The organism is Allomuricauda sp. TY007 (genome assembly GCF_010468565.1).
GTDB lineage: Bacteria > Bacteroidota > Bacteroidia > Flavobacteriales > Flavobacteriaceae > Flagellimonas.
Genome location: NZ_WUEG01000004.1, coordinates 86242 through 108847 on the forward strand (window position 1 = coordinate 86242; position 22606 = coordinate 108847).

At 41.2% G+C, this 22606-nt stretch carries 25 protein-coding genes and 1 tRNA gene; 17 read left to right on the forward strand and 9 right to left on the reverse strand.

Annotated features, from left to right (window positions below):
* Positions 1-4 precede the first annotated feature (4 nt).
* Entirely contained in the window at positions 5-703 is a 699-nt protein-coding gene (locus GO009_RS05230; protein WP_163625168.1) for a porin family protein, read from the forward strand.
* Positions 704-910: 207 nt separating this feature from the next.
* Here the strand turns inward: GO009_RS05230 and GO009_RS05235 are convergent, their stop codons facing one another.
* The gene (locus tag GO009_RS05235) at positions 911-1627 is read right to left on the reverse strand and encodes an RNA methyltransferase (protein WP_163625169.1); all 717 of its coding nucleotides are present in this window, start codon (positions 1625-1627) and stop codon (positions 911-913) included.
* Between the two features lie 24 nt (positions 1628-1651).
* On the opposite strand from GO009_RS05235, the gene GO009_RS05240 reads away from it, so the two are divergent.
* From GO009_RS05240 to GO009_RS05260, 5 genes are all read left to right on the forward strand, one after another.
* A complete protein-coding gene (locus GO009_RS05240; protein ID WP_163625450.1) occupies positions 1652-4240 on the forward strand; it encodes a BamA/TamA family outer membrane protein in 2589 nt (862 codons plus the stop codon).
* A 52-nt stretch (positions 4241-4292) separates the two neighbouring features.
* Positions 4293-5360, forward strand: coding sequence for a class II fructose-bisphosphate aldolase (gene fbaA / locus GO009_RS05245; protein ID WP_163625170.1), 1068 nt, complete (start codon positions 4293-4295; stop codon positions 5358-5360).
* Between the two features lie 27 nt (positions 5361-5387).
* The gene (accD, locus tag GO009_RS05250; RefSeq protein ID WP_163625171.1) at positions 5388-6248 is read left to right on the forward strand and encodes an acetyl-CoA carboxylase, carboxyltransferase subunit beta; all 861 of its coding nucleotides are present in this window, start codon (positions 5388-5390) and stop codon (positions 6246-6248) included.
* A 166-nt stretch (positions 6249-6414) separates the two neighbouring features.
* Complete coding sequence (gene rpsO, locus GO009_RS05255; protein WP_163625172.1) at positions 6415-6684, forward strand: 30S ribosomal protein S15; 270 nt, start codon at positions 6415-6417, stop codon at positions 6682-6684.
* 216 nt (positions 6685-6900) lie between these two features.
* Positions 6901-9135 carry a polyribonucleotide nucleotidyltransferase gene (locus GO009_RS05260; RefSeq protein ID WP_163625173.1) on the forward strand — a complete coding sequence of 745 codons (2235 nt, stop codon included), beginning with the start codon at positions 6901-6903 and terminating at the stop codon, positions 9133-9135.
* A gap of 52 nt (positions 9136-9187) precedes the next feature.
* Here the strand turns inward: GO009_RS05260 and GO009_RS05265 are convergent, their stop codons facing one another.
* Complete coding sequence (locus GO009_RS05265; protein ID WP_163625174.1) at positions 9188-10438, reverse strand: acyloxyacyl hydrolase; 1251 nt, start codon at positions 10436-10438, stop codon at positions 9188-9190.
* Positions 10439-10642: 204 nt separating this feature from the next.
* Here GO009_RS05265 and GO009_RS05270 point away from each other — a divergent pair, with 204 nt between their 5' ends.
* The 4 genes from GO009_RS05270 (at position 10643) to GO009_RS05285 (ending at position 13829) form a co-directional block, all read left to right on the forward strand.
* On the forward strand, positions 10643-11506 hold the full coding sequence (locus tag GO009_RS05270) for an RNA polymerase sigma factor RpoD/SigA (protein WP_100817395.1): 864 nt from the start codon (positions 10643-10645) through the stop codon (positions 11504-11506).
* A gap of 187 nt (positions 11507-11693) precedes the next feature.
* Positions 11694-12353, forward strand: a complete 660-nt coding sequence (gene rpe / locus GO009_RS05275) for a ribulose-phosphate 3-epimerase (protein ID WP_163625175.1) — start codon at positions 11694-11696, stop codon at positions 12351-12353.
* Positions 12353-13339: a YpdA family putative bacillithiol disulfide reductase gene (locus GO009_RS05280; RefSeq protein ID WP_163625176.1), complete on the forward strand. Its 987-nt coding sequence runs from the start codon at positions 12353-12355 to the stop codon at positions 13337-13339. The genes rpe and GO009_RS05280 overlap by 1 nt, the downstream gene beginning before the upstream one ends.
* 16 nt (positions 13340-13355) lie before the next feature.
* Positions 13356-13829, forward strand: coding sequence for a glutathione peroxidase (locus tag GO009_RS05285; protein ID WP_163625177.1), 474 nt, complete (start codon positions 13356-13358; stop codon positions 13827-13829).
* Positions 13830-13836: 7 nt separating this feature from the next.
* On the opposite strand, the gene GO009_RS05290 is transcribed toward GO009_RS05285, so the two are convergent.
* The 4 genes from GO009_RS05290 to GO009_RS05305 all read right to left on the reverse strand — a co-directional run bounded on the left by GO009_RS05290 (position 13837) and on the right by GO009_RS05305 (position 16524).
* Positions 13837-14877: a D-alanine--D-alanine ligase gene (locus GO009_RS05290; protein ID WP_163625178.1), complete on the reverse strand. Its 1041-nt coding sequence runs from the start codon at positions 14875-14877 to the stop codon at positions 13837-13839.
* Positions 14878-14882: 5 nt separating this feature from the next.
* Positions 14883-15566: an NRDE family protein gene (locus tag GO009_RS05295; RefSeq protein ID WP_163625179.1), complete on the reverse strand. Its 684-nt coding sequence runs from the start codon at positions 15564-15566 to the stop codon at positions 14883-14885.
* A 20-nt stretch (positions 15567-15586) separates the two neighbouring features.
* Positions 15587-16072 (reverse strand): DinB family protein, encoded by a 486-nt coding sequence (locus GO009_RS05300; protein WP_163625180.1) that lies wholly within the window; start codon positions 16070-16072, stop codon positions 15587-15589.
* 68 nt (positions 16073-16140) lie between these two features.
* The gene (locus GO009_RS05305; RefSeq protein ID WP_239057391.1) at positions 16141-16524 is read right to left on the reverse strand and encodes a YHS domain-containing (seleno)protein; all 384 of its coding nucleotides are present in this window, start codon (positions 16522-16524) and stop codon (positions 16141-16143) included.
* A gap of 485 nt (positions 16525-17009) precedes the next feature.
* Between GO009_RS05305 and GO009_RS05310 the strand changes: the two genes are divergently transcribed.
* The 7 genes from GO009_RS05310 to GO009_RS05340 all read left to right on the forward strand — a co-directional run bounded on the left by GO009_RS05310 (position 17010) and on the right by GO009_RS05340 (position 21480).
* Complete coding sequence (locus GO009_RS05310) at positions 17010-17612, forward strand: collagen-like protein (RefSeq protein WP_163625182.1); 603 nt, start codon at positions 17010-17012, stop codon at positions 17610-17612.
* A 321-nt stretch (positions 17613-17933) separates the two neighbouring features.
* On the forward strand, positions 17934-18491 hold the full coding sequence (locus GO009_RS05315; RefSeq protein ID WP_163625183.1) for a hypothetical protein: 558 nt from the start codon (positions 17934-17936) through the stop codon (positions 18489-18491).
* A 292-nt stretch (positions 18492-18783) separates the two neighbouring features.
* Positions 18784-19335 (forward strand): GNAT family N-acetyltransferase, encoded by a 552-nt coding sequence (locus tag GO009_RS05320; protein ID WP_163625184.1) that lies wholly within the window; start codon positions 18784-18786, stop codon positions 19333-19335.
* A gap of 37 nt (positions 19336-19372) precedes the next feature.
* Complete coding sequence (locus GO009_RS05325) at positions 19373-19909, forward strand: Crp/Fnr family transcriptional regulator (protein WP_163625185.1); 537 nt, start codon at positions 19373-19375, stop codon at positions 19907-19909.
* A gap of 56 nt (positions 19910-19965) precedes the next feature.
* Positions 19966-20499, forward strand: coding sequence for a DinB family protein (locus GO009_RS05330; protein WP_163625186.1), 534 nt, complete (start codon positions 19966-19968; stop codon positions 20497-20499).
* Positions 20500-20543: 44 nt separating this feature from the next.
* Complete coding sequence (locus GO009_RS05335; protein WP_163625187.1) at positions 20544-20939, forward strand: nuclear transport factor 2 family protein; 396 nt, start codon at positions 20544-20546, stop codon at positions 20937-20939.
* A 10-nt stretch (positions 20940-20949) separates the two neighbouring features.
* Positions 20950-21480, forward strand: a complete 531-nt coding sequence (locus GO009_RS05340) for a dihydrofolate reductase family protein (protein WP_239057392.1) — start codon at positions 20950-20952, stop codon at positions 21478-21480.
* A gap of 165 nt (positions 21481-21645) precedes the next feature.
* Here the strand turns inward: GO009_RS05340 and GO009_RS05345 are convergent, their stop codons facing one another.
* The 3 genes from GO009_RS05345 to GO009_RS05355 form a co-directional block, all read right to left on the reverse strand.
* Positions 21646-21891 (reverse strand): GIY-YIG nuclease family protein, encoded by a 246-nt coding sequence (locus tag GO009_RS05345; RefSeq protein WP_163625189.1) that lies wholly within the window; start codon positions 21889-21891, stop codon positions 21646-21648.
* Between the two features lie 16 nt (positions 21892-21907).
* A tRNA-Arg gene (locus GO009_RS05350) sits at positions 21908-21981 on the reverse strand.
* A gap of 121 nt (positions 21982-22102) precedes the next feature.
* Complete coding sequence (locus GO009_RS05355) at positions 22103-22555, reverse strand: GatB/YqeY domain-containing protein (RefSeq protein ID WP_163625190.1); 453 nt, start codon at positions 22553-22555, stop codon at positions 22103-22105.
* Positions 22556-22606: the final 51 nt, after the last annotated feature.

The following is a 22606-nucleotide window of genomic DNA, read 5'->3' on the forward strand; positions in this document are numbered from 1 at the left end:
ATTAATGAAAAATCTCCTTATCCTTTTTGGACTTCTAGCAGTAACAAACACCCCTGCCATTGCCCAATTTGGCGGCGATCCCATTTTAAACCTTCAGAACGAGGACAAGAAATTTTTGAACTGGGGGTATTATCTGGGGTTTAACCAATACGACTTTCAATTTGAATACAAGGATAATATTGGCCAAGATATATTGGTGGACAAAAGTTTTGGTTTTAATGTGGGATTGATCGGAGAACTTAGAATCAATGAGTTTTTGGATGCCCGTTTTGAACCTGGCCTGCTCTATACTTCCAGAACCCTTGGTTTTCCAGGCTTTACCTCCCAGGTTGATGCGCTACGCGAAGTGCGTTCAACCTACATAAGATTCCCTTTATTGATCAAGGCCAGTACCCGAAGAATTGGAAACTGGAAACCCTTTATTATTGGAGGAGTGTACACTTCCATCAATTTAGGGAGCAATGAGGATAGCCTAGATGATAACAGTAGTGGACAATTCCGGATGAAACAAAATGTGTATGGGTACGAATTAGGTTTTGGAATTGATTTTTACACCGAGTACTTTAAGTTTACACCATCTATCCGAGGTGTTTTTGCCCTTACGGACGAATTGGTCCCGGATGAGGATCCCAACAGTCCTTGGACCGGGAACATCAACGCAATGCGCACCCGGGGCATCTTCATCAATTTTACGTTTGAATAGTAAGAATAAAATTCCAAAAGACAGCATTCGACTTCGGACTTCTGACTTCCAACTCCTGATCCAAAATTCAATAACGGAACAACTAAATAACCAGTAACGGAGTGGCAGTATGCAATAAGTTCAAGTCAAGTTCAAGCATCAAACTCCCAACATCGAGCATCGGACTCCCGACTCCTGACTTCTGGCATCAAGTTCAAGTTCCAAAAACTACCTTCGTATATCGTTCAACAGAATGGCAGTTGCCGTGGCTACGTTCAAGCTTTCGGCAGTAGCAGCACCAAATTGGGGAATGGAAATTCTTTTGGTGACGAATTGACCCACTTCGTCAGAAATGCCTTTGGCTTCGTTGCCCATTACCAAAACTCCCTTTTTCGCCAAATCAGCTTCATAAACCGGTTTGCCTTCCATGTAAGCACCATAAATAGGAAGATTTGTTTTTTGTAAATAATCTTCCAAATCAACATAAACAATGTTCACCCGAGCAATGGAACCCATGGTGGCCTGTAATACTTTAGGATTATAACAATCTACCGTGTCCGGCGAACAGACGAGCTGTGTTACACCAAACCAATCACAAAGCCGGATAATGGTTCCTAAATTACCGGGATCCCTAACAGCATCCAGCACCACGACCCAATCATCAACAATATCCTTTTGGGATTCGGTCATATAAAAAACTCCCAACACGCCATTTGGGCGGGTCAGACTGCTCATTTGCTTCAAAATTTTGGAGGGGACCACATCGGCATCTTTAAATTTCCCCATCAATACAGCATCATCAACAAAAACTTTAAATGGTTTTGCTCCCGCCTGCAATAATTCATTCACCACCTTTTCCCCCTCGACCACAAAGAGTCGATGTTGAGATCGGTACTTTTTTTGCTTTAGGCTAACAACTAGTTTAATTTGGTTTTTTGTAACCATCTAAATCGTGTATTTTTGGCTTCTATGAATGGTTCTTTTGGTGTAACGTGCAACTGGGCAAAAATAGGGTTATTGTTGCTTTTGCTTAGCATTTTGGGTTGCAATACCTTAAAAAAGGTCGGGGAGGATGAATTATTGCTCACCAAAAACACCATTTTGGTCGATGACGAAAAAATAAGCAACAGCGAAATAAAAGGACTTATCTCACAGAAACCCAACAGTAGTGTTTTGGGTTATCCGCTAAAACTCAACCTTTATAATCTTGCCAAGGAAAACCCCGATTCATCATTCCAGGATTGGCTGCACCGAAAAGAAAAAAGGGAAAAACGCTTGAATAATTTGCTTTCTGGGAAACAGGTAAACAGATTAAGTGAATCATTTCTGGTAAAAGGATATAGTGAATTCTTGAAAAGAATTGGCGAACCTCCTGTTATTATAGATACATCGGAGACCAATAAATCCCTCAAAAAACTGGAATCCTATTACAATAGCAAAGGGTATTTTAACAATACGGGGGAATATCAAATAGTGGATAGCAAAAAAAAGAGAAAGGCAAGTATTGAGTATAACATCACCCTGAATAAGCCCTACATTGTGGACACCATACAAAAAAACATTACCTCACCAGAATTGGATTCCATATACCAGAATGCAATTAGGCAAAGTTTTGTAAGGCAAGGTGAACAATTTGATTTGGACAAATTTACCAAGGAACGAGAGCGGTTAACAAGCTTGTTCAGAAATTCGGGGGTATATAATTTTCAGGAAAGCTCCATCAACTACAGTATTCTGAGGGATACTACCCTTGCTGCGGACGACCAGCTCATGGATGTACAATTGAACATTAAAAAATTTAGGAGCTCAAACGATAGTAGCGATACCAACATGCCGTACAAGGTGGCTCGCCACAAACAAATCAACATTTACGCAGATTACGATGTAAACGGGGACATGGATACTTTACAGCATATCCAACACGATAATTACAACATCTATTATAGAGACAAGCTCCGCTACCGTCCCAAAGCACTGGCCGATGCCATTTTCTTTGAAAAAGATAGTGTTTACCGAGATTTGGACAGGATAAGAACCTACAGGCAAATCACCAACCTGAACACTTTTAAGTATCCCAACATTGAGTTTATACCGGATTCCACACAAACGGAACTGGAAACCAACATATACTTGGCCGCCAAGCCCAAATACTCCTTAAACCTAAATTTTGATGTCACCCACTCCAACATTCAACAAGTGGGCACCGCCTTTAGTGCTTCGGTGATTACACGAAATGTTTTTGGAGGTGCAGAAACTTTGAATATTTCGGCCAGGGGATCCATTGGTTTGTTAAGCGATGCCTCCCTATCGGATGAAACATTCACCTCGGAGCTCGGCGGGGACATCAACATCACCTTTCCGCGGATTTGGTTGCCGTTCAGCACGGAACGCATCATACCTTATTATATGCTTCCACAAAGCCGACTGTCCGTAGGTACCAACTTTCAGCGGAACATTGGTTTGGACAAACAGTCACTGAACTCCATTTTGTCCTACAATTGGTCGCCTTCGGAACGGTTAAAAAACAACATAGAGCTACTCAATGTTGAATTTGTCCGAAATGTAAATCCAGATAATTTCTACAACGTTTACCGAAATACCTTCTCCAATTTGGATAACATTGCCGACCAATTCCAAGATGACCCACGATACACTTCTTATTTTGACCCAAACCAAGAAGAGGACGAAGAGCCTAGACTGGACATCCCCACAGGTGCAAATGAATTCGCACGTTACGTTTTGAATGATTCGATCCCTGTGAGTCCAGAGGAAAAAGAATTGGTAAATAGCATTGATGAAAGACGCAGAAGGTTAACGGAAAACAACCTTATTTTTGCCAGTAATTTCACCCATACCAAAAACAGTAAGTCGGGAATAAACGACCTCGATTTTTACCAATACCGCATAAAACTTGAAAGCGCTGGTGCCATGCTTTCATTGCTCACCAACGTAATACCTTTCAACAAAAATCCCAATGACCAAAACCTTGTTTTTGGGGTTCCCTACTCCCAATACGTAAAAACAGAATTCGATTATATACGCCATTGGAGTATCGGAGGAGGACAAGTAATCGCTTTTAGGAGTTTCTCCGGCTTGGCGATTCCCTACGGAAATTCCGACAACGTGCCCTTTGTTCGTAGCTACTTTGCAGGTGGATCTAACGACAACCGCGCCTGGAACGCTTACGAGCTCGGACCTGGCAGCACGGACAACATTAACGATTTTAACGAGGCCAACCTAAAACTTGCCCTAAACCTTGAATATAGGTTCCCCATTGCCGGTGATGTAAAGGGTGCTCTTTTTGCCGATGCTGGCAACATTTGGAACGTCTTCGATAGCGAGACCAATCCCGATGCCGTATTTAACGGGATTTCGTCACTGGGCGATATTGCATTGGGAACAGGACTTGGGCTACGGTACGATTTTACCTATTTTGTTTTTAGGTTGGATGTAGGGTTCAAAACATACAATCCCGCCAAAATCGGGTCCGATCGTTGGTTCGATGGCTACAGCTTTAAACAGGCAGTCTTCAACATAGGGATCAATTATCCTTTCTAGAGCAAATATTTTATTACTTTTGTTCCCTATTTAATTCGAAACCAATATAACTATGTCCCACAATATCAAGCCCGGTGTTGCAACCGGTGATGAAGTACAGGCGATTTTCAACCATGCAAAAGAGAACGGATATGCGCTTCCGGCCGTAAACGTAATCGGCTCTGACAGTATCAATGCCGTAATGGAAACCGCTGCTACATTGAATTCCCCCGTAATTATCCAATTCTCTAACGGAGGTGCCCAGTTTAACGCAGGTAAAGGACTTTCCAACGAAAACCAAAAAGCTGCGATTTTAGGAGCCGTTGCAGGTGCAAAACACGTACACCAATTGGCCGAGGCCTACGGAGCAACCGTAATTCTACATACAGACCACTGCGCCAAAAAATTGTTGCCTTGGATCGACGGGCTTTTGGACGCGAGTGAAAAACATTACAAAGAAACCGGTAAATCATTGTTCAGTTCACACATGATCGACCTTTCCGAAGAACCACTTGAGGAAAACATTGAAATCTGCAAGGAATACCTGGAGCGCATGAGCAAAATGGAAATGACTTTGGAGATTGAGTTGGGAATCACCGGAGGCGAGGAAGATGGTGTGGACAACACCGATGTGGACGACTCCAAATTGTACACCCAGCCCGAAGAAGTGGCCTTTGCTTACGAAGAGCTTTCAAAAGTAAGTCCAAGGTTTACAATCGCCGCTGCATTTGGTAACGTACACGGGGTATACAAGCCGGGGAACGTAAAACTGACCCCAAAAATCCTTAAAAACTCCCAAGAGTTTATCACCGAGAAATACGGTGTAGAGCACAACCATATCGACTTTGTATTCCACGGAGGTTCAGGTTCCACTTTGGAAGAAATTAGAGAAGCCATCGGTTACGGGGTCATCAAAATGAACATTGATACCGATTTACAATACGCATTTTTGGAAGGTGTTCGTGATTACATCCAAGGAAAAAAGGATTACCTACAAACCCAAATCGGTAACCCTGATGGTGATGACCAACCCAACAAAAAATACTACGATCCACGAGTTTGGCTACGAGAAGGAGAAAAAACTTTTATCGCTCGCTTGAAAAAAGCCTTCGAGGATTTGAACAACGTAAACACCTTGTAAGCCTTTGTCTAACTAAATATTGATTGCATGTCGTCTTGGTTTAAAAGAAAGGAAAAAGGAATACAAACAGCTACCGAGGAGAAAAAAGACACCCCAAAGGGGTTGTGGTACAAATCCCCCACTGGCAAGATTGTCGAGGCCGAGGATTTGGCCAAAAACTTCTATGTAAGTCCAGAAGATGATTATCACGTTCGAATTGGCAGTAAAGAATATTTTGAAATTCTTTTTGATGACAACAAGTTCCGTGAACTTGACACTAAAATGACGTCCAAAGACCCATTAAAGTTTGTGGATACCAAAAAATATTCCGATCGTTTAAAAGCTGCTCAGAAAAAAACAGGTTTAAAAGATGCCGTTAGAACCGCAGTTGGCAAATCCCAAGGAAAGGATATTGTTGTAGCCTGTATGGACTTTGCCTTTATCGGTGGTTCCATGGGAAGTGTGGTTGGCGAAAAAATATCCCGCGCCATTGATGTGGCCAAAAGGAAAAAAGTGCCATTTGTGATGATTTCCAAATCAGGCGGGGCCCGTATGATGGAAGCCGCCCTATCCTTGATGCAGCTGGCCAAAACATCGGCAAAGTTGGCCCAATTGGCTGATGCCAAAATTCCATACATTTCATTATGTACGGACCCGACCACAGGAGGAACAACGGCTTCATATGCCATGTTGGGCGACATTAACATTGCGGAACCCGGTGCGTTGATAGGATTTGCCGGACCAAGAGTTGTAAAGGACACTACGGGCAAGGATCTTCCGGAGGGGTTCCAAACTTCCGAGTTCTTGAAAGAACATGGGTTTTTGGATTTCATTACCCACCGAAGGGATTTGAAAAAGAAAATCAATCTGTATATAGATTTGATTACCAATCAACCTGTAAGAAATTAAAAAAAGCCCCAGATTCGGGGCTTTTTTGCTTTACCGTAAAAAATTAATCAGGATAACCGCATCCAAAGTTTATTTTCAATAAGTCTTTTGATTTCAAATAAAAGCCTATCTTTGCACGCTGATTGAAGGTCAATCAATACATAAAAATCATTTAAATAATATTGGAATGTATTTAACAAAAGAAGTAAAGGCCGAGATTTTTAAAAAACACGGCGGCTCTGAGAGCAACACTGGGTCTACGGAAGGACAAATTGCCTTGTTCACGCACCGTATCAACCATTTGACAGAACACCTTAAGAGAAACCACAAAGATTACAACACTGAGCGCTCCTTGGTAGCGTTGGTAGGTAAAAGACGTAGTCTTTTGGATTATCTAAAGAAAAAAGATATTGCCAAATACCGTACTTTGATTAAAGAACTAGGTATTAGAAAATAAAAACACAAGGGGAGGCTTAGGCTTCCCCTTTGTTTTGGTTGAACATGTTTCAACAAAAAGCCCCCGGAAAACCGGGCAAACACAAAAAGCTGCAAAATAGTTTTTCATTGGTCAAGTGCCCCAGGCACACACAACAACAACACAACCCGACCGCCCGGATGGCGGTAGACCAAATGTTTAACGACCTGACCATGTTGGTTAGGTAAGATTATTTTTATGATTCCAAAGACATTCAAAGAGGTCATAGACCTCGGTGACGGTAGAGAGATTTCTATCGAAACCGGAAAACTGGCAAAGCAGGCCCACGGCTCTGTTGTTGTCCAATCTGGCAAGTGTATGCTATTGTGTACGGTTGTCTCCAATTACAAAGCTGCGGATGTGGACTTTTTGCCACTTACCGTAGATTATCGTGAAAAATTTGCTGCTGCAGGACGTTATCCAGGTGGTTTCTTTAAAAGGGAAGCTAGACCTAGTGATGGTGAAGTTTTGACCATGCGTTTGGTAGACAGGGTCTTGAGACCATTGTTCCCTAAAGATTACCATTCTGAAACGCAGGTAATGATTCAGCTAATGTCGCACGACGAAGACGTTATGCCAGATGCAATGGCCGGATTGGCAGCCTCTGCTGCCATCCAACTTTCGGATTTCCCATTCGAATGTGCCATTTCTGAAGTTCGTGTGGGTAGGGTAAACGGTGAGTTCATCATCAACCCGACCAGAGCACAATTAAAAGAGTCCGACATCGACATGATGATTGGTGCCTCTGCGGATTCTGTGATGATGGTAGAGGGTGAAATGGACGAAATTTCCGAAGAAGAAATGGTGGAAGCCATCAAATTTGCCCACGAAGCCATTAAAGTACAATGTGCTGCGCAGGAAAAATTGGCAGAAGCTTTCGGTAAAAAAGAAGTTCGTGAGTACGAACCTGAAGCTGAAGACGAGGAACTTCAGAAGAAAATCCATGACATGGCCTACGATAAGGTGTATGAAGTGGCTAAAGCAGGTTCTTCCAAAAAAGAACGTAGCGAGGCATTTGCCGCTATCAAAGAAGAAATCAAAGAATCTTTCTCCGAAGAAGAATTGGAAGAAATCGGTGACTTGGTTTCCAAATATTACCACAAGGCCGAAAAAGAAGCTGTTAGAAACCTTACTTTAGAAGAAGGGCTTCGCTTGGACGGTCGTAAAACAACGGATGTTCGCCCAATTTGGTGCGAAGTTGATTATTTGCCATCCGTGCACGGTTCAGCCATCTTTACCCGTGGTGAAACACAGGCTTTGGCAACCGTTACTTTGGGTACCTCAAGAGAGGCCAACCAAATTGATATGCCATCGTACGAAGGTGAAGAAACATTCTATTTACACTACAACTTCCCTCCTTTCTCAACTGGTGAAGCCCGACCCATTCGTGGTACATCCCGTAGAGAGGTAGGACATGGTAACTTGGCACAACGTGCGCTAAAAGGTATGATTCCTGAGGATTGCCCTTACACGGTTCGTGTAGTATCCGAAGTATTGGAATCCAATGGATCTTCTTCCATGGCTACCGTATGTTCCGGAACCATGGCCTTGATGGATGCCGGTGTTCAGTTGAAAAAACCTGTTTCGGGTATTGCCATGGGATTGATTACCGATACGGAAACTGGCAAATACGCCGTACTATCCGATATCTTGGGTGATGAAGATCACTTGGGTGACATGGACTTTAAGGTAACAGGTACCGAGGACGGTATCACAGCTTGCCAAATGGATATTAAAGTAAAAGGACTTTCATATGAGATATTGGTAAAAGCTTTGATGCAAGCCAAAGACGGTAGAATGCACATTTTGGGCAAACTTACCGATACGATTGCCGAGCCAAGGCCAGAGGTTAAATCTTATGCTCCAAAAATTGTGACCAGAATTATTCCTGGCGAATACATTGGTGCACTTATCGGAAAAGGTGGTGAAGTAATCCAAGAGCTTCAGAAAACAACCAACACAACGATTGTTATCAATGAGGATCCTGAAACCGAAGAAGGTATTGTGGAAATTCTTGGTACAGATCAGAATGGTATCGATGCCGTATTGGCCAAAATCGATGCTTTGATGTTCAAACCTGAGGTTGGAAGTGTTTACGAAGTGAAAGTGATTAAAATGCTTGACTTTGGAGCTGTAGTGGAATACACCGAAGCACCAGGAAATGAAGTATTGCTTCACGTATCCGAATTGGCATGGGAACGCACCGAAAATGTATCCGATGTAGTGAACATGGGCGATGTTTTTGATGTGAAGTACTTTGGTATCGACCCAAGGACCAAAAAGGAAAAGGTATCAAGAAAAGCCTTGTTGCCAAAACCTGAAGGATATCAAGAACGTCCTCCCCGCAACGATAGAGGTGGTGACCGCAGAGGTGGCGGCGGCGACCGTAGAGGTGGCAACCGCGACAGAAAGCCAAGAAGGGATAGAGATTAATAACTCTTTTTCAAAATACAGAAGCCCCGAGCAATTGCTCGGGGCTTTGTTTTTACAATTGAAAACGGTGCACATATCCGAAAGTAAACTCACTAAAATCAGCTTGCCCTAGATTTGCATTTATAAAAGCCCCAATAAAAAAATTATGTTTTGGTGCATTGTCGGTATCAAACAGGTAGTATTTTAAACCCATTCTACTAGATACGTAATGTTTCACATTATAATATCCACCGAGCTCCCCCAAAACAATATTTTCCTGACCCTTGGGGAAAGTCGTATACCCCTCGTTCAATTGCCAGTCAATTTTATAAAAGGGCTTAAAGTAGTTGACTCCTATATTGAGTTCCATACCAATATGGCTCATTAGCAATTCTGCGCTACCAGCTACTCCCATGGCCGAGGCATATCGGATAGGATGCTCTTTAAAGTGTGGCGCTTGGGTTCTTACCAAGGTTTCATCATTAACAATATAGTTGTAGTAGTGGCCATAGAAGTTATAATACAGTCCAACACCAAATTTAAAAGTCCGATTAATGATTTTTCCAACTGAAAACGCTGCAGCAAACACCTCATCCTTTGAATTAAACACATCTGAAAAAGAGTTTTGACCTATACCAAACCTTCCCGTGTAAAACCATTGCAACTCTTTTGGCAACCCTTCAACAATCGCATCTTGTTGGTATGGGAGACCATCACTTAAAAAATCAATGGAAGTTCCTAAAAGAAAAGCATTATATCCCCTATTGGGCTTACGTGTATGCCCATTGGAATGATGAAAATACCCAAGCCCCAAGCGCCAAACATGGGCATTGGTCTTTAAGAGATTATAATAAAGAAAGGATTTGTATGACCAATTAAACCGGGTAGACACAGCTTTATTATAAGGATTTGATTCTTCATCAAATCTCTTAGTCATATAAGACCCTCCAAGGGAAACCAATAAACTAAAACCATCTATGTTTTTAGGAAGTAAAGAAAAGTCGGCATAAGGCATCACACTAAAAACATAACCCAGTGCGTCCTTGTTTCCCAAATCAGAAAATCCAAAGGATAACCCAGTTTTAGGTTTATTGAGGTAATACCTCCAATATTTTTCATCCTTGGAATCAGAAATCCCAAGATTAAAAAACATACTTTTATGCAATTCATGGTCCGGAAAATTACTGTTCGAATCGCCCAACATCCCAACGGAAACATCAAAACCTAAATACCCATACCCCTTGGCAGACTCTCGTTGTGCAAATGTCGAAATTGACAACAATCCACAAGCAATTAGGCTTAAACGAGAAAACAAATTCATCATTGATTTATAAATCACATTTAGGTTAACTCATTTTTTAACACTTTATGATTAAAAAAGGTGTGAATTGAAAACCAATGACCCAATTCTTTGATAAAACAGAATGAAAAAAGAAAAAAAATGTAACCAAAATGTAACTTTTTGGTTTTTTGAACGTATAACCTAATGAGCTCCGGTTCACAAATTTAATTTGAAGGGATTTTTTAGATGAGACAGTTAAAGATTACAAAACAGGTTACCAATAGGGAAACCGCGTCGTTGGACAAGTATTTGCAAGAGATTGGAAAGGTGGATTTGATTACCGCCGATGAAGAGGTAGAGTTGGCACAGCGAATCAAAGCGGGAGACCAAGTAGCCTTGGAAAAATTAACTAAAGCCAACCTTAGGTTCGTTGTATCTGTTGCAAAACAGTACCAGAACCAAGGGTTGACACTTCCTGATTTGATCAATGAAGGAAACTTGGGACTTATCAAAGCTGCACAACGTTTTGACGAAACCCGTGGATTTAAATTTATTTCATACGCTGTTTGGTGGATTCGTCAGTCCATTCTTCAAGCTTTGGCGGAGCAATCCCGTATTGTACGTTTGCCATTGAACAAGATTGGTTCCATCAACAAGATCAACAAAACATTTGCTTTTTTGGAGCAAGCGCACGAGCGTCCACCCTCTGCAGAAGAAATTGCCAAAGAATTGGACATGACCGTGGAAGATGTAAAGCAATCCTTGAAAAACTCTGGTCGCCACGTATCCATGGATGCTCCATTGATCGATGGTGAAGATTCCAACCTGTACGATGTATTGCGCAGTGGTGAATCGCCAAATCCGGATAAGGAACTTTTGCACGATTCCCTTCGTACTGAAATCGAGCGTGCATTGGAAACTCTTACCCCTCGTGAAGCTGATGTAATCAGGCTTTACTTTGGTTTAGCTGGTCAACATTCCATGACCTTGGAAGAAATTGGCGAGACTTTTGACCTTACACGAGAAAGGGTTCGTCAAATTAAGGAAAAAGCTATCCGCAGGTTAAAACACACCTCTAGAAGTAAGATTTTAAAGACATATTTGGGATAAAGTGTAAAAAACACCCCATAAATTACAGTTAAACTATCCTTAAATTTGATTTTTGGCAGGAAAGTTGTAATTTAGTAAGATATAACAGTTTATCATGACTGTTCGTTTTTTGATTGATGAATAAACTCCGGCTGATTACCGGAGTTTTTTTCGTTTATGGATGACCGTAATTGGCTAACTTTGTAACATGAACAAATCAATGATCGCCCCTTCGCTCTTGGCATCCGACTTTGCCAATCTTCAACAAGAAATAGAAATGGTGAACCAAAGTGATGCCGATTGGTTCCATTTGGACGTTATGGATGGTGTTTTTGTACCCAATATTTCCTTTGGGATGCCCGTAATACAAGCTATTGCCAAGCATGCCAAAAAACCGTTGGACACCCATCTTATGATTGTTGACCCGGACAGATATATTAAAACATTTGCCGATTTGGGGGTACATCATTTAACCGTTCACTATGAGGCATGCCCACATTTGCACAGAACCCTTCAGGCCATTAAAGCAGAAGGCATGAAAGCTGGCGTGGCCATCACCCCCCACACATCTGTGCGGTTATTGGAAGATACTATCCAAGATATAGACATTGTGATTGTGATGAGTGTGAATCCAGGCTTTGGAGGTCAATCTTTTATTGAGAACACCTATCAAAAAGTGGCGGATTTAAAGCAACTCATCGACCGTAAAAACACAAACACCTTGATTGAAATTGATGGGGGCGTAAATGCGGACAATGCCAAAAAACTGGTCGATCATGGTGCGGACGTTCTGGTCGCTGGCAGTTTTGTTTTTAAAAGTGCCAACCCGACCGAGACCATTAAAAAATTAAAAGAAGAAATAGCATAATGCAGGAATTTGACGTTGTTATCATTGGGGGCGGCCCTATTGGGATTGCCTGTGGATTGGAGGCGAAAAAACAAGGGATTTCCTATATTATCATAGAAAAGGGACCCATCGTAAATTCTTTGTTCAACTACCCAATGAACATGCAGTTTTTCTCCTCTTCGGAGAAATTGGAGATAGACGAGATACCTTTCATCAGCAAAGAGGCTAAGCCCAAACGTAACGAAGCCTTGGAATATTACCGTAGAATCGTGACCTCGAACCAACTCAATATCCATCTTTTTGAAAAGGTTTTGGATACAGAAAAACAAGGCGAAACCTTCCTGGTCAAGACTGATAAAGATGAGTACCAGGCAAAAAACGTAGTTGTGGCCACAGGCTTTTACGACCTTCCCAACTACATGGATGTTCCCGGTGAAGACCTTTCCAAGGTATCACATTACTACAAGGACCCGCACTTTTACGCCAGTCAAAAATTGGTCGTGGTCGGCGCGAGTAATTCGGCCATAGATGCCGCCTTGGAATGTTGGCGAAAGGGAGCCGAGGTAACCCTAGTGATTCGTGGTCCAGAAGTGGGCCCACGGGTAAAATATTGGGTACGCCCGGATATCATCAACCGTATCGAGGAAGGCAGCATTAAAGCATATTATAATTCCACCGTAAAGGAAATAAAACCCCATGAAATCATCATCAACGTGCCAGAAGGCGAAGTTACTTTGGAAAATGATTTTGTATTGGCCTTAACAGGATACATGCCCAACTTTGCCTTTTTGGAAAAACTCGGCATACAACTTTCCAACGACCCAAAAAAATTGCCCACCTACGACCCTGAAACAATGGAAACCAATGTGAACAGTCTATTCTTGGCCGGTGTGATCTGCGGGGGAATGGAAACCCATAAATGGTTTATCGAAAACTCACGCATCCATGCTCCTATTATCATGAAGGCCATCAAGCATAAAATGGAGTTGGCGGAAAAGAAGTCTTAATCCAAAAATCATTACCATGAGCTTTTACACCTTTGAAGCAGAACGATTGGACGGCACCTTGGAGTCCATGGAAAAGTACAATGGCAAAACCATTGTTGTGGTCAATACAGCCAGCAAATGCGGGTTAACACCACAATACGAAGGTCTGGAAACACTTTATAAAGCATACAAAGAGCAAGGATTGGTCGTTTTAGGGTTTCCGTGCAATCAATTTGGTAACCAAGAACCTGGTAGCGCCGATGATATCCAAGAATTTTGCCAAGTGAATTATGGTGTCTCCTTTCCCATGTTTGCCAAAATAGATGTCAACGGAAGTGATGCCCATCCCGTCTTCAAATACCTCAAGTCGGAATTGAGTGGCCTACTGGGTGGAAAAATCAAATGGAACTTTACCAAGTTCGTAATTGACAAAACAGGAAAACCTGTAAAACGGTTTGGACCTACCAAGCAACCGGAAACTATGGAAGATTATATTCAAAGTATCCTTTGATTTTCCCCTAAAACTTCAATTGTGCTTGCAAGTCACCTGTCTGCTTCAACATGGCTCTACCATCCTTAAAGCTTAAATAGGCACAACCTGCTCTTTTATTGGCTATACTAATGTCGCAAAGCATACCCCAATGTCGGGCCACTTCTCGCCATGCCCAGAAGATGGAATGTTTGGGGTCATAAATATGAGTGGCCTCCCCACCTGCCCCATTCACTTCAATAATGCTAAAATTCTTTCCTTGTGAAAGCTCCTCAAAAGAGTTGTAAAGCACATCCAATCTACCATAATGAAAGCCGTTTATTTGAGAACATACTCCATCTATGGTCTTCACTAAATCTTTATTGATTTTATGGCTGATATCCACGAACTTGGCCCCTCGGGTATGACTTCCGTAGGGCACAAGAATAAATTCTTCTTCCCTATCCAACACATTTTGAAGCTGGTCGCCAAACTTTTGCTCCAGTACCTTTAGCTGTAAATGGCTTCGGGGATTATTTTTGATAAGTTCCAACATGGTACTTTGGCCATTCCCTGTTATCGACAAAAATTCTTTGGATACAATTCCTGTGATTTTACCTTGAGCTTCATTGGGCTTACGGACATAAAAGATGCCCACTTCCTTTTGATAGGGAATAAGTTCCTGTACCAAAAAATGTGAAGGCGTCCAATTCATGTACTTTCGAAACTCGTCCTTGTCATGGATTTTCTGCACCCCAAAGGCCTTCATTCCTATATCCGGTTTGGCAATAAAAGGAAACCTGATGCCTTTCTCCAGCACTTGCTCTAAAGCTGGTTCCAGCGCATCTTCCTTATTAATAAAAAGCGTTTGGGGAATAAATTGCCCAGGAATCATATTATAAATATCCATTTTGGATATCATGGCCATTCCCCCGTTTTTCATTCCAGGATTGGCAGCGTTAAAAAAGAAAAAGGAACGCGCCTTGATGGAATAGTACAACCAAACAGGAAACATGGGATAATAAATCAGCCAAAACGGCCAATATTCCCAATGGGTAATTCGATGCCATATCAATTTTAGTGCATCCATAGCCGTTAGAAAGTGAGTTGGGTGGGCGAAAAAGGGACTTCAAAAAATTTATCGTTCATCAAATCCAAATGTCGCATCACAATTTCCTCTTCATCCAAAACGGCTTGGGTTACACTAAAGGTTTTTAAGCCCGAATCCCGATCAATGATAAATCCATTCTCAAAATCATCATGGTTGTTGGAATGAAAATCCACCACTTCGGAAGGGGTAATCCGTGAATTTTCATCCATAAACTGTTGAAACAAGTTTTGTCTATGTTCGATTACTTCATCTCTATAAAGTGTGGCCGAGGACCAAATGTGGTTTTTTGACTTGTCCAATGGCCTAAAATACTTTTGATGACCATCCCATCTAAACTCCAACAACGCACCATTGAACAAAACCAAAGTAAAGGGCTCAATGTCAATCAGTTTCATCCCCTGAAGCAAATCATAAGGCCGCCTGGATGCAATCACATCCAGCAGTACCAGCCCCCGACTCCGAGCATAATTCCCCCTTGGATTATGAGCTACAAAACCACCATTGAGAAGCACCGCCACCGAACCGTTTTCGTTAAGGGCAAACCAAGTACCGCCCGCTTTGGGGTCCTTTGGAAAAAGCACTTTTACCGAACCGATGGTTTCCTCTTGCGGTTGCAAGGCCAATGGCCTTGAAATATGTTCATCTCGGTTGGAGGTGATAAGCCGCATACCACCCGAAGATATATAACTTACTGTGCACATGCCTTTCTGTATTGTATGGTAGAAGGTGCCACTCCAAAGGATTCCGGAACCTCTTGACCTGAAAAATGTTTAATCCCAACCTTGATCAATGCCTGATGGTGGATGGTATGTTCCAAATTGTACATCACTTCCCTAAAATAATTGGAATCCATACAATTCTCTTCCCCATCGAGCTCATAGCTTATTTTGATAAACTTGTTGGGTTTTTCCAAATGCTCTTGGATGTAGGCTAACTTTTCAAGGGCAAATGATACGTTTTCTTCAATTTTAATATCCCGTTCCCTGCGATCATACGAGACATCGGCAGGTTCATACCCCTTGATCAAGCAAAGGTATAACTCTATAATATGTCGTGTGTGCTGGCCAATACTGGCGTTTGAAAGAATACTACATGACTGGGAGTAACAACCTTTGGGCAGTTCGGATAAAACCTGTTTAAACTGCTCTAAAGTGTCCAGGGATGATTTGAACATAATGGTTTACTTATTGGTTATTTTTATTCGTTTTTTGATGATTTTGAGTATTAAGATAGAAAGAATATTCAATTTTTGATTTTTTCCCAGTTTTTATCCGCTTGGGAAACCATATCATTTGGAGAGGAATTGAGCCAAAACTGCAGGGTATTGTTTTTTCCCTTGTTGTAAAATAGATAAAGTTTGCCGTCCCTGATTTCGTAGGTCTGCGGATCAACTTTTACTTTTTTTCCATTGACAGCCACAGCATAAGCGCAATACCCGCCATACTTTGGAATATAACTGGATGGGCTTTCCTTGAACTTTTCTAAATTTTCTTGGTTGTAAAACTTGAACTTGGTTCCATCATAGGTTGTAGTAAACCCTTTCTTTCCTTCTAATGGAGTACCATTAAAATACGACACCACATCGTAGCCATCTACTGCATACCCTTTCTTGGTATTGTAATCCATGGTTTGCGCAAAATTCAAAGTGTAAACCATCAAAAAAAGAGTGAAAACAATTTTATTCATATCCATTAAGTCTAAATCTTTCAGCTAAAAATTCCTATTGACATATAGAATTAGTCTTGGCCAAGTATCATTCCTTTCAATGTTAAGTGATGAAATCAGCATAACAAAGTGACTCTCTTTATAATTGTGTAGGATTTTTCTCTCTTTAAAATATTGTCGCTTTGTCAAATAGCGGATTCGTCAATTCATATGGGGCATTCGTCAATTGGACCCAAAATAACTCAATGTTCCATCCTAATTTTAATGCCATAAAAGCATAAAACCCATACGTAGAACCACAAAAAGATGGCTGTTGCTATAATTTTTTTTCTAAACTGTAAATCTCCACTAAAAGATCAGTTGGTAGAGAAATACCTTTTCAAATCCAAGACCATCCTTTTCATAAAACACATAACCCAATTATTAATCTTTTAAATACTTTTTTTATGAAAACTAAGAATCTAAATCTAGCAAAATTGGCCCTTTTCCTTTTTATGGGGCTTAGCATTACATTGGTTTCCTGCTCTGGAGAAGATGGGACGGATGGCATCGACGGCATTGATGGTGAACAAGGCCCTCCAGGACAGGATGGTGCAGATGGACAGGATGGCAACGCTAATGTGGTGGTCTCGGATTGGATGCAGTTTGCTTTTGACAATACACAAGACGCCGACCCTCCGACTTATGGCGATATGCACTTTGAAGACGAAGACATTCCCGAGGTGGACATCAATGCCTTTTTGGAGAACGGTGGAGTAACTCTATTCTATGTAAGAATTAGTTACGTTTCCTCCACTCAAACGGGACAATTACCATATCAACTGGGATCCCTTACATGGGAAACCTGGATGGAAACCTCTACAGATCCAGATGCTGTAAATGGATTCATTGTACGAGCATATGCCAACGATGTAACCACCATGGAGAACACAGACACTTATATGTTAAGATATGTCTTGATACCCGCCAACGTGGCCGAAGAAACGGGAATAGCAGATAAAATGCCCGAAAACTTTGGTGAGGCTGCCGCTTTGCTAGGATTGGATTAAGTTGTTGGATGTTTGATGTCCGATGTCGGATGTCAGAAGTTTGATGCTCGATGTTTGATCCAATTCGTGCAATTCGTGTCAAACTTGGGAGCCTAAATCTGGAAGTTGGATGTTTGATTCGAGCAATTAGTGAAATTCGTGTCAAAGCCGTAAGACAGAAAGTAGAAGTTTACCTGCCCGCCGTAGGCATGGGTCTTGAAACTTGAACTTGACTCTTGAACTTGAACTTTTTAAACCAGATACCCAGCAGGTATTTTTCTCATACCATATTTTTTAACCTGTCGGGTTATTTTTATAACACAACACAAATCCATACATATCATGAAAGCCAAAAAGACTTTGCTAAAAAACATCTTACTCTTCTCAATCGGAGTTTGCCTATCATTGGCATTGGGCTGCTCTGGCGAGGATGGAGAAACAGGGCCTGCAGGAAAAGATGGTGTGGACGGACAAGACGGAAATGCAAACGTGATTGCCTCCGATTGGATTGATATAGAATGGACTGAAAAGGTAACCGCAGAATGGGCCTACATGGATATTCCGGTGGATGGTATTATGGAATATGTGGAAAATGGCGGCATTGCCATGATGTATTTAAAGACGGCTGACACTATAATACTTGGACTACCATTTACCAGTTCTTTTGAAGGTGGTAGTTCCTATTATTTCAGGTATGGCAAATTTTCTACTGATGATGTTATATGGGAAGGATTCCGGTTCAACATGCAAGGCCATGGTACTGCCATAAATGTGGCACAAAGCTTGGACTATGCAGTTCGTTATGTCTTGGTACCCGCTAACATGGCCCAGGCCAACGGTATGGCCAGTAAAATACCAAAAACCTACGAGGAAACCGTCTCCCTGCTTGGGTTGGATTAAGTTCTGCCACAGGAGTTACTCAGTTACTGGGTTATTCGGTTACTGGTTATTTTGTTATTGGAATTTGAATCAGGAGTCAGAAGCACGATGTCCGAAGTTTGATACTTGATTCGAGCAATTAGTGAAATTCGTGTCAAAGCTGGAAGTAGGATGTTTGATGTCGGAAGTCGGAAGTCCGATGTCAGAAGTTTGAAGTCCGATGTTTGATACTTGATTCGAGCAATTAGTGAAATTCGTGTCAAAGCTGGAAGAAAGAAGATGGAAATTTGTGCTTAAACTAGAAACTAAACAAATGAAACTATCCGTTCGGGAAATGAAACAAAGCGATATTGAGCATTTTGCCCAATACTGGTTAAATGCCACCGACCAATATTTGCTTGATATGGGAGTAGACACAAAGAAAAGGCCTACCAAAGAACAGATAGAAAAACTGGTAAACGATCAAATTGGCGTGCCTATGGAAAAACGAAAAGCCTACTTTTTAACCTGGCTTTACGATGATGAACCCATTGGCTGCTCCAACGTAAACCAAATTGAATACGGCAAAAAAGCCTTTATGCATTTGCACATTTGGAGGCACTCTAACAGACAAAGGGGAATTGGAACAAGACTCATTAAAAAATCACTTCCTTTCTACTTCAAAAACCTGAAACTACAAGAACTGTACTGTGAACCATACGCCCTTAACCCAGCACCAAATAAGGCGATGGGAAAAATCGGTTTTACATTTATAAAGCAATACCTAACCGTTCCCGGCGCATCAAATTTTGAACAAATGGTGAACCAATGGAAACTAACTAAAATGGAGTACGAATCAATCATGACCAAGAAAAAGAGTAGGTAAACCAACTTTTGCAATAAAGCCTCATAAATCCATCAAAATGGATATCATCCAAGAACTGTACCATCAAATAGATAAAGAAAACCTATGGAAAAAAGAAGTTTCCCTAAAAAGAAACGAATACCTAAAGGTAAGTGGAAGTACGGACACCAACCTCTATTACATTATTGCAGGGGCCATAAAAATCTTTATTCTGGACGATTATGAAGAGCATATCATCAGATTTGGCTATGAAAAGGACTTTGTTGCTACCTTGGACAGCTTTTTATCTGAACAACCGTCCGATGTATACATTCAGGCCATTAGAAAATCAGAGCTAAAAGTAATTTCAAAAGTCAACTTTTTCAGTTTGATCAACAGTAATGAGCGCAACAAACAAATCTGGGACACCTTTATGGAACAACTTATATTACAACTATTGGAAAGGGAAAAGGATATTTTAACGGTTTCACCTGCAAAACGTTACCAAAGGGTCTTGAAGAGAAGTCCACAGTTGTTTCAGGAAATACCTAACAAGCACATTGCCTCTTATTTGAGAATGACCCCGGAAACCCTATCTAGATTAAAAAAATCTTGATCTCAATCAATAAAAAACAGTACTACCAGACGTAGTTTGCACAAAAATTAAACACCATGGAATCAAACAAACTGATTGATGATCTGATTAAAATCACCAAGGTCAACATGAACGAAGTACAAACTTTTAAAACACTCTCGGAACAAGAGCTCAACCACAGAAAAACCAGTGATAGCTGGAGCATTTTGGAGTGCATTGAGCATTTGAACAGGTACGGCGATTTCTACATTCCAGAAATCAAAAAGAGCATGCAAAATTCCAAACACCCCAAATCAGCAACATTTAAAAGCGGCTTTTTGGGGAATTACTTTGCCAACACCATAAAACCGAAAGAAAAATTGAATAAGATGAAAACGCCCAAATCAATGAACCCTATCAATAGTTCATTGGACAAATCCGTTTTGGATAAATTTATTTATCAACAAGAACAATTATTGGATTATTTGAACGATGCAGGCGACAAGGACCTAACCAAATTAAAAACCCCGACCTCCTTATCTAAATGGATCAATTTAAGGCTTGGTGATACATTGCGATTTGTGATATTCCACAACCAACGACATATTGAGCAAGCCAAACGAGTCATATAGAACCTCATATTATAATAAATAAGTAACATTAAATGCCTACAGAAATGAATTTAGAAGAAACTGTAAAAAAATTTCTCCACACGCTGGAAAACCGAGAAAGCTTTGAAGAGTTGATTCCATTTTATCATCCTGACGTGGAACAGATTGAATTCCCCAACACATTGACCAAACACAAGGCCGTAAGAAACCTTGATGCCTTAAAAGAAGCTGGTAAAGCCGGTAAAAATGTATTGAGGAGCGAAAAGTATGATATTGTAAAAACCCATTCTGTTGGCTCCACGATTATAATAGAAGCTGTTTGGACAGGAATACTTGCCATTCCTATTGGAAAGCTGGAACCCGGCTCAGAAATGAAAGCCTACTTTGCTCAATTTTATGAATTTGTGGATGGCAAAATCATCAGTCAGAGAAACTACGACTGTTTTGAACCATTCGAATAAAACAAAGATGATGAAACAGATTATTTATTATGTAGCAAGTTCCTTGGATGGTTTTATTGCCGGAAAGAATGACGATATCAGCCAATTTATCCTTCAAGGTGAAGGAGTTGAAAAATACCAATCCGATCTTTCCAAGTTTGAAACCGTTATTATGGGAAGAAAAACGTATGAGTTTGGTTATAAATTTGGTCTAGAACCTGGGCAACCTGCATATCCCAACATGGAGCACCATATTTTCTCTGAATCCATGCAATTGGAAAATCTGGCCGATAATGTACATATTGAAAAAATGTCCATTGATCGGGTGAAAAAAATAAAAGAAGCCGCTAAAACGGACATTTACCTGTGCGGTGGCGGCGAATTTGCCGGTTGGCTATTGGACCATGATCTGATCGACCAACTAAAATTGAAGCTAAACCCAATTATTTTGGCTGAAGGCACCAGATTGTTCGGAAATTCCAACACGGCCACCCGCTGGAATTTGATCAAAAGCGAAGTGTTTCACGATGGTTTGCAAATTCTTACCTACAACAAACAATGAGTAAAGTAAGAAGGTTGACCCATAGAAAAAGCAGGCTGGCCAGCCTGCTTTTTCTTCTTTGTGACCCAGGGAGTCTGCCTGTCGGCAGACAGGAATTCGAACCCACAACCCTCAGAGCCAAAATCTGATATTCCCTGCCTACCGGCAGGCGGTTATCCAGTTGAACTACTGGGACAATATTTGTGTTTTCAGAAATTCCCTTCCTACTCCAGATTTAAGATATCTTTCCCTTTCAATTGCTTCTTCCCTACTTTCAAAAGTTTCGAAATAAACTAATTTCCAAGGAACATATCCTTTTGTAGATCTTGTTTTACCAGTATTATGATCCCTCAAGCGGCTTTCGATGTTTTCGCAATGGCCCTTGTAAAGACGGCCATCCACCATACTTTGCAAAACATAAGCGTAATACACTCAATCCAATATTATGTGACCCAGGGAGGATTCGAACCCCCAACCCTCAGAGCCGAAATCTGATATTCTATCCAGTTGAACTACTGGGCCATTTTATATTCCTGATTACACAGGAGAAACATTATTTTACTATTACTTTCAGAGCCAAAATCTGATATTCCCTGCCGGCCGGCCGGCGGGTATCCAGTTGAACTACTGGGCCATTTATTGTTTATGAACTCAATTTTGCCTTGACTATGGCAGAAATGGTTTTCCCGTCGGCCTGTCCGGCCAATTCTTTGGAAACAATTCCCATCACCTTGCCCATGTCTTGCATTCCCGAAGCACCAACAGAGTCAATGGTCATTACAACTACTTTTTCAATTTCCTCTTCGGTAAGTTGCTCGGGCAAAAACTTTTCGATAACGGCCACCTGTGCCAATTCGGGTTCCGCCAAGTCCTCACGACCTTGTTCTTGGTAAATCGTCGCACTGTCCTTGCGTTGTTTCACCAATTTTTGAACCAGTTTAATTTCGTCTTCTTCAGACAATTCTACGCCACCACCCTTATCGGTCTTTGCCAATAAGATAGCTGACTTAACTGCTCGCAATGATTCCAAGGCAACAGTATCTTTTGCCTTCATCGCGGCCTTCATTTCTGTCATCACCTTTTCTTGCAAACCCATGTGTTCTGATTTAGTTCGCGAATATAAAAAATAAACCCGTAAGTTTCGCTA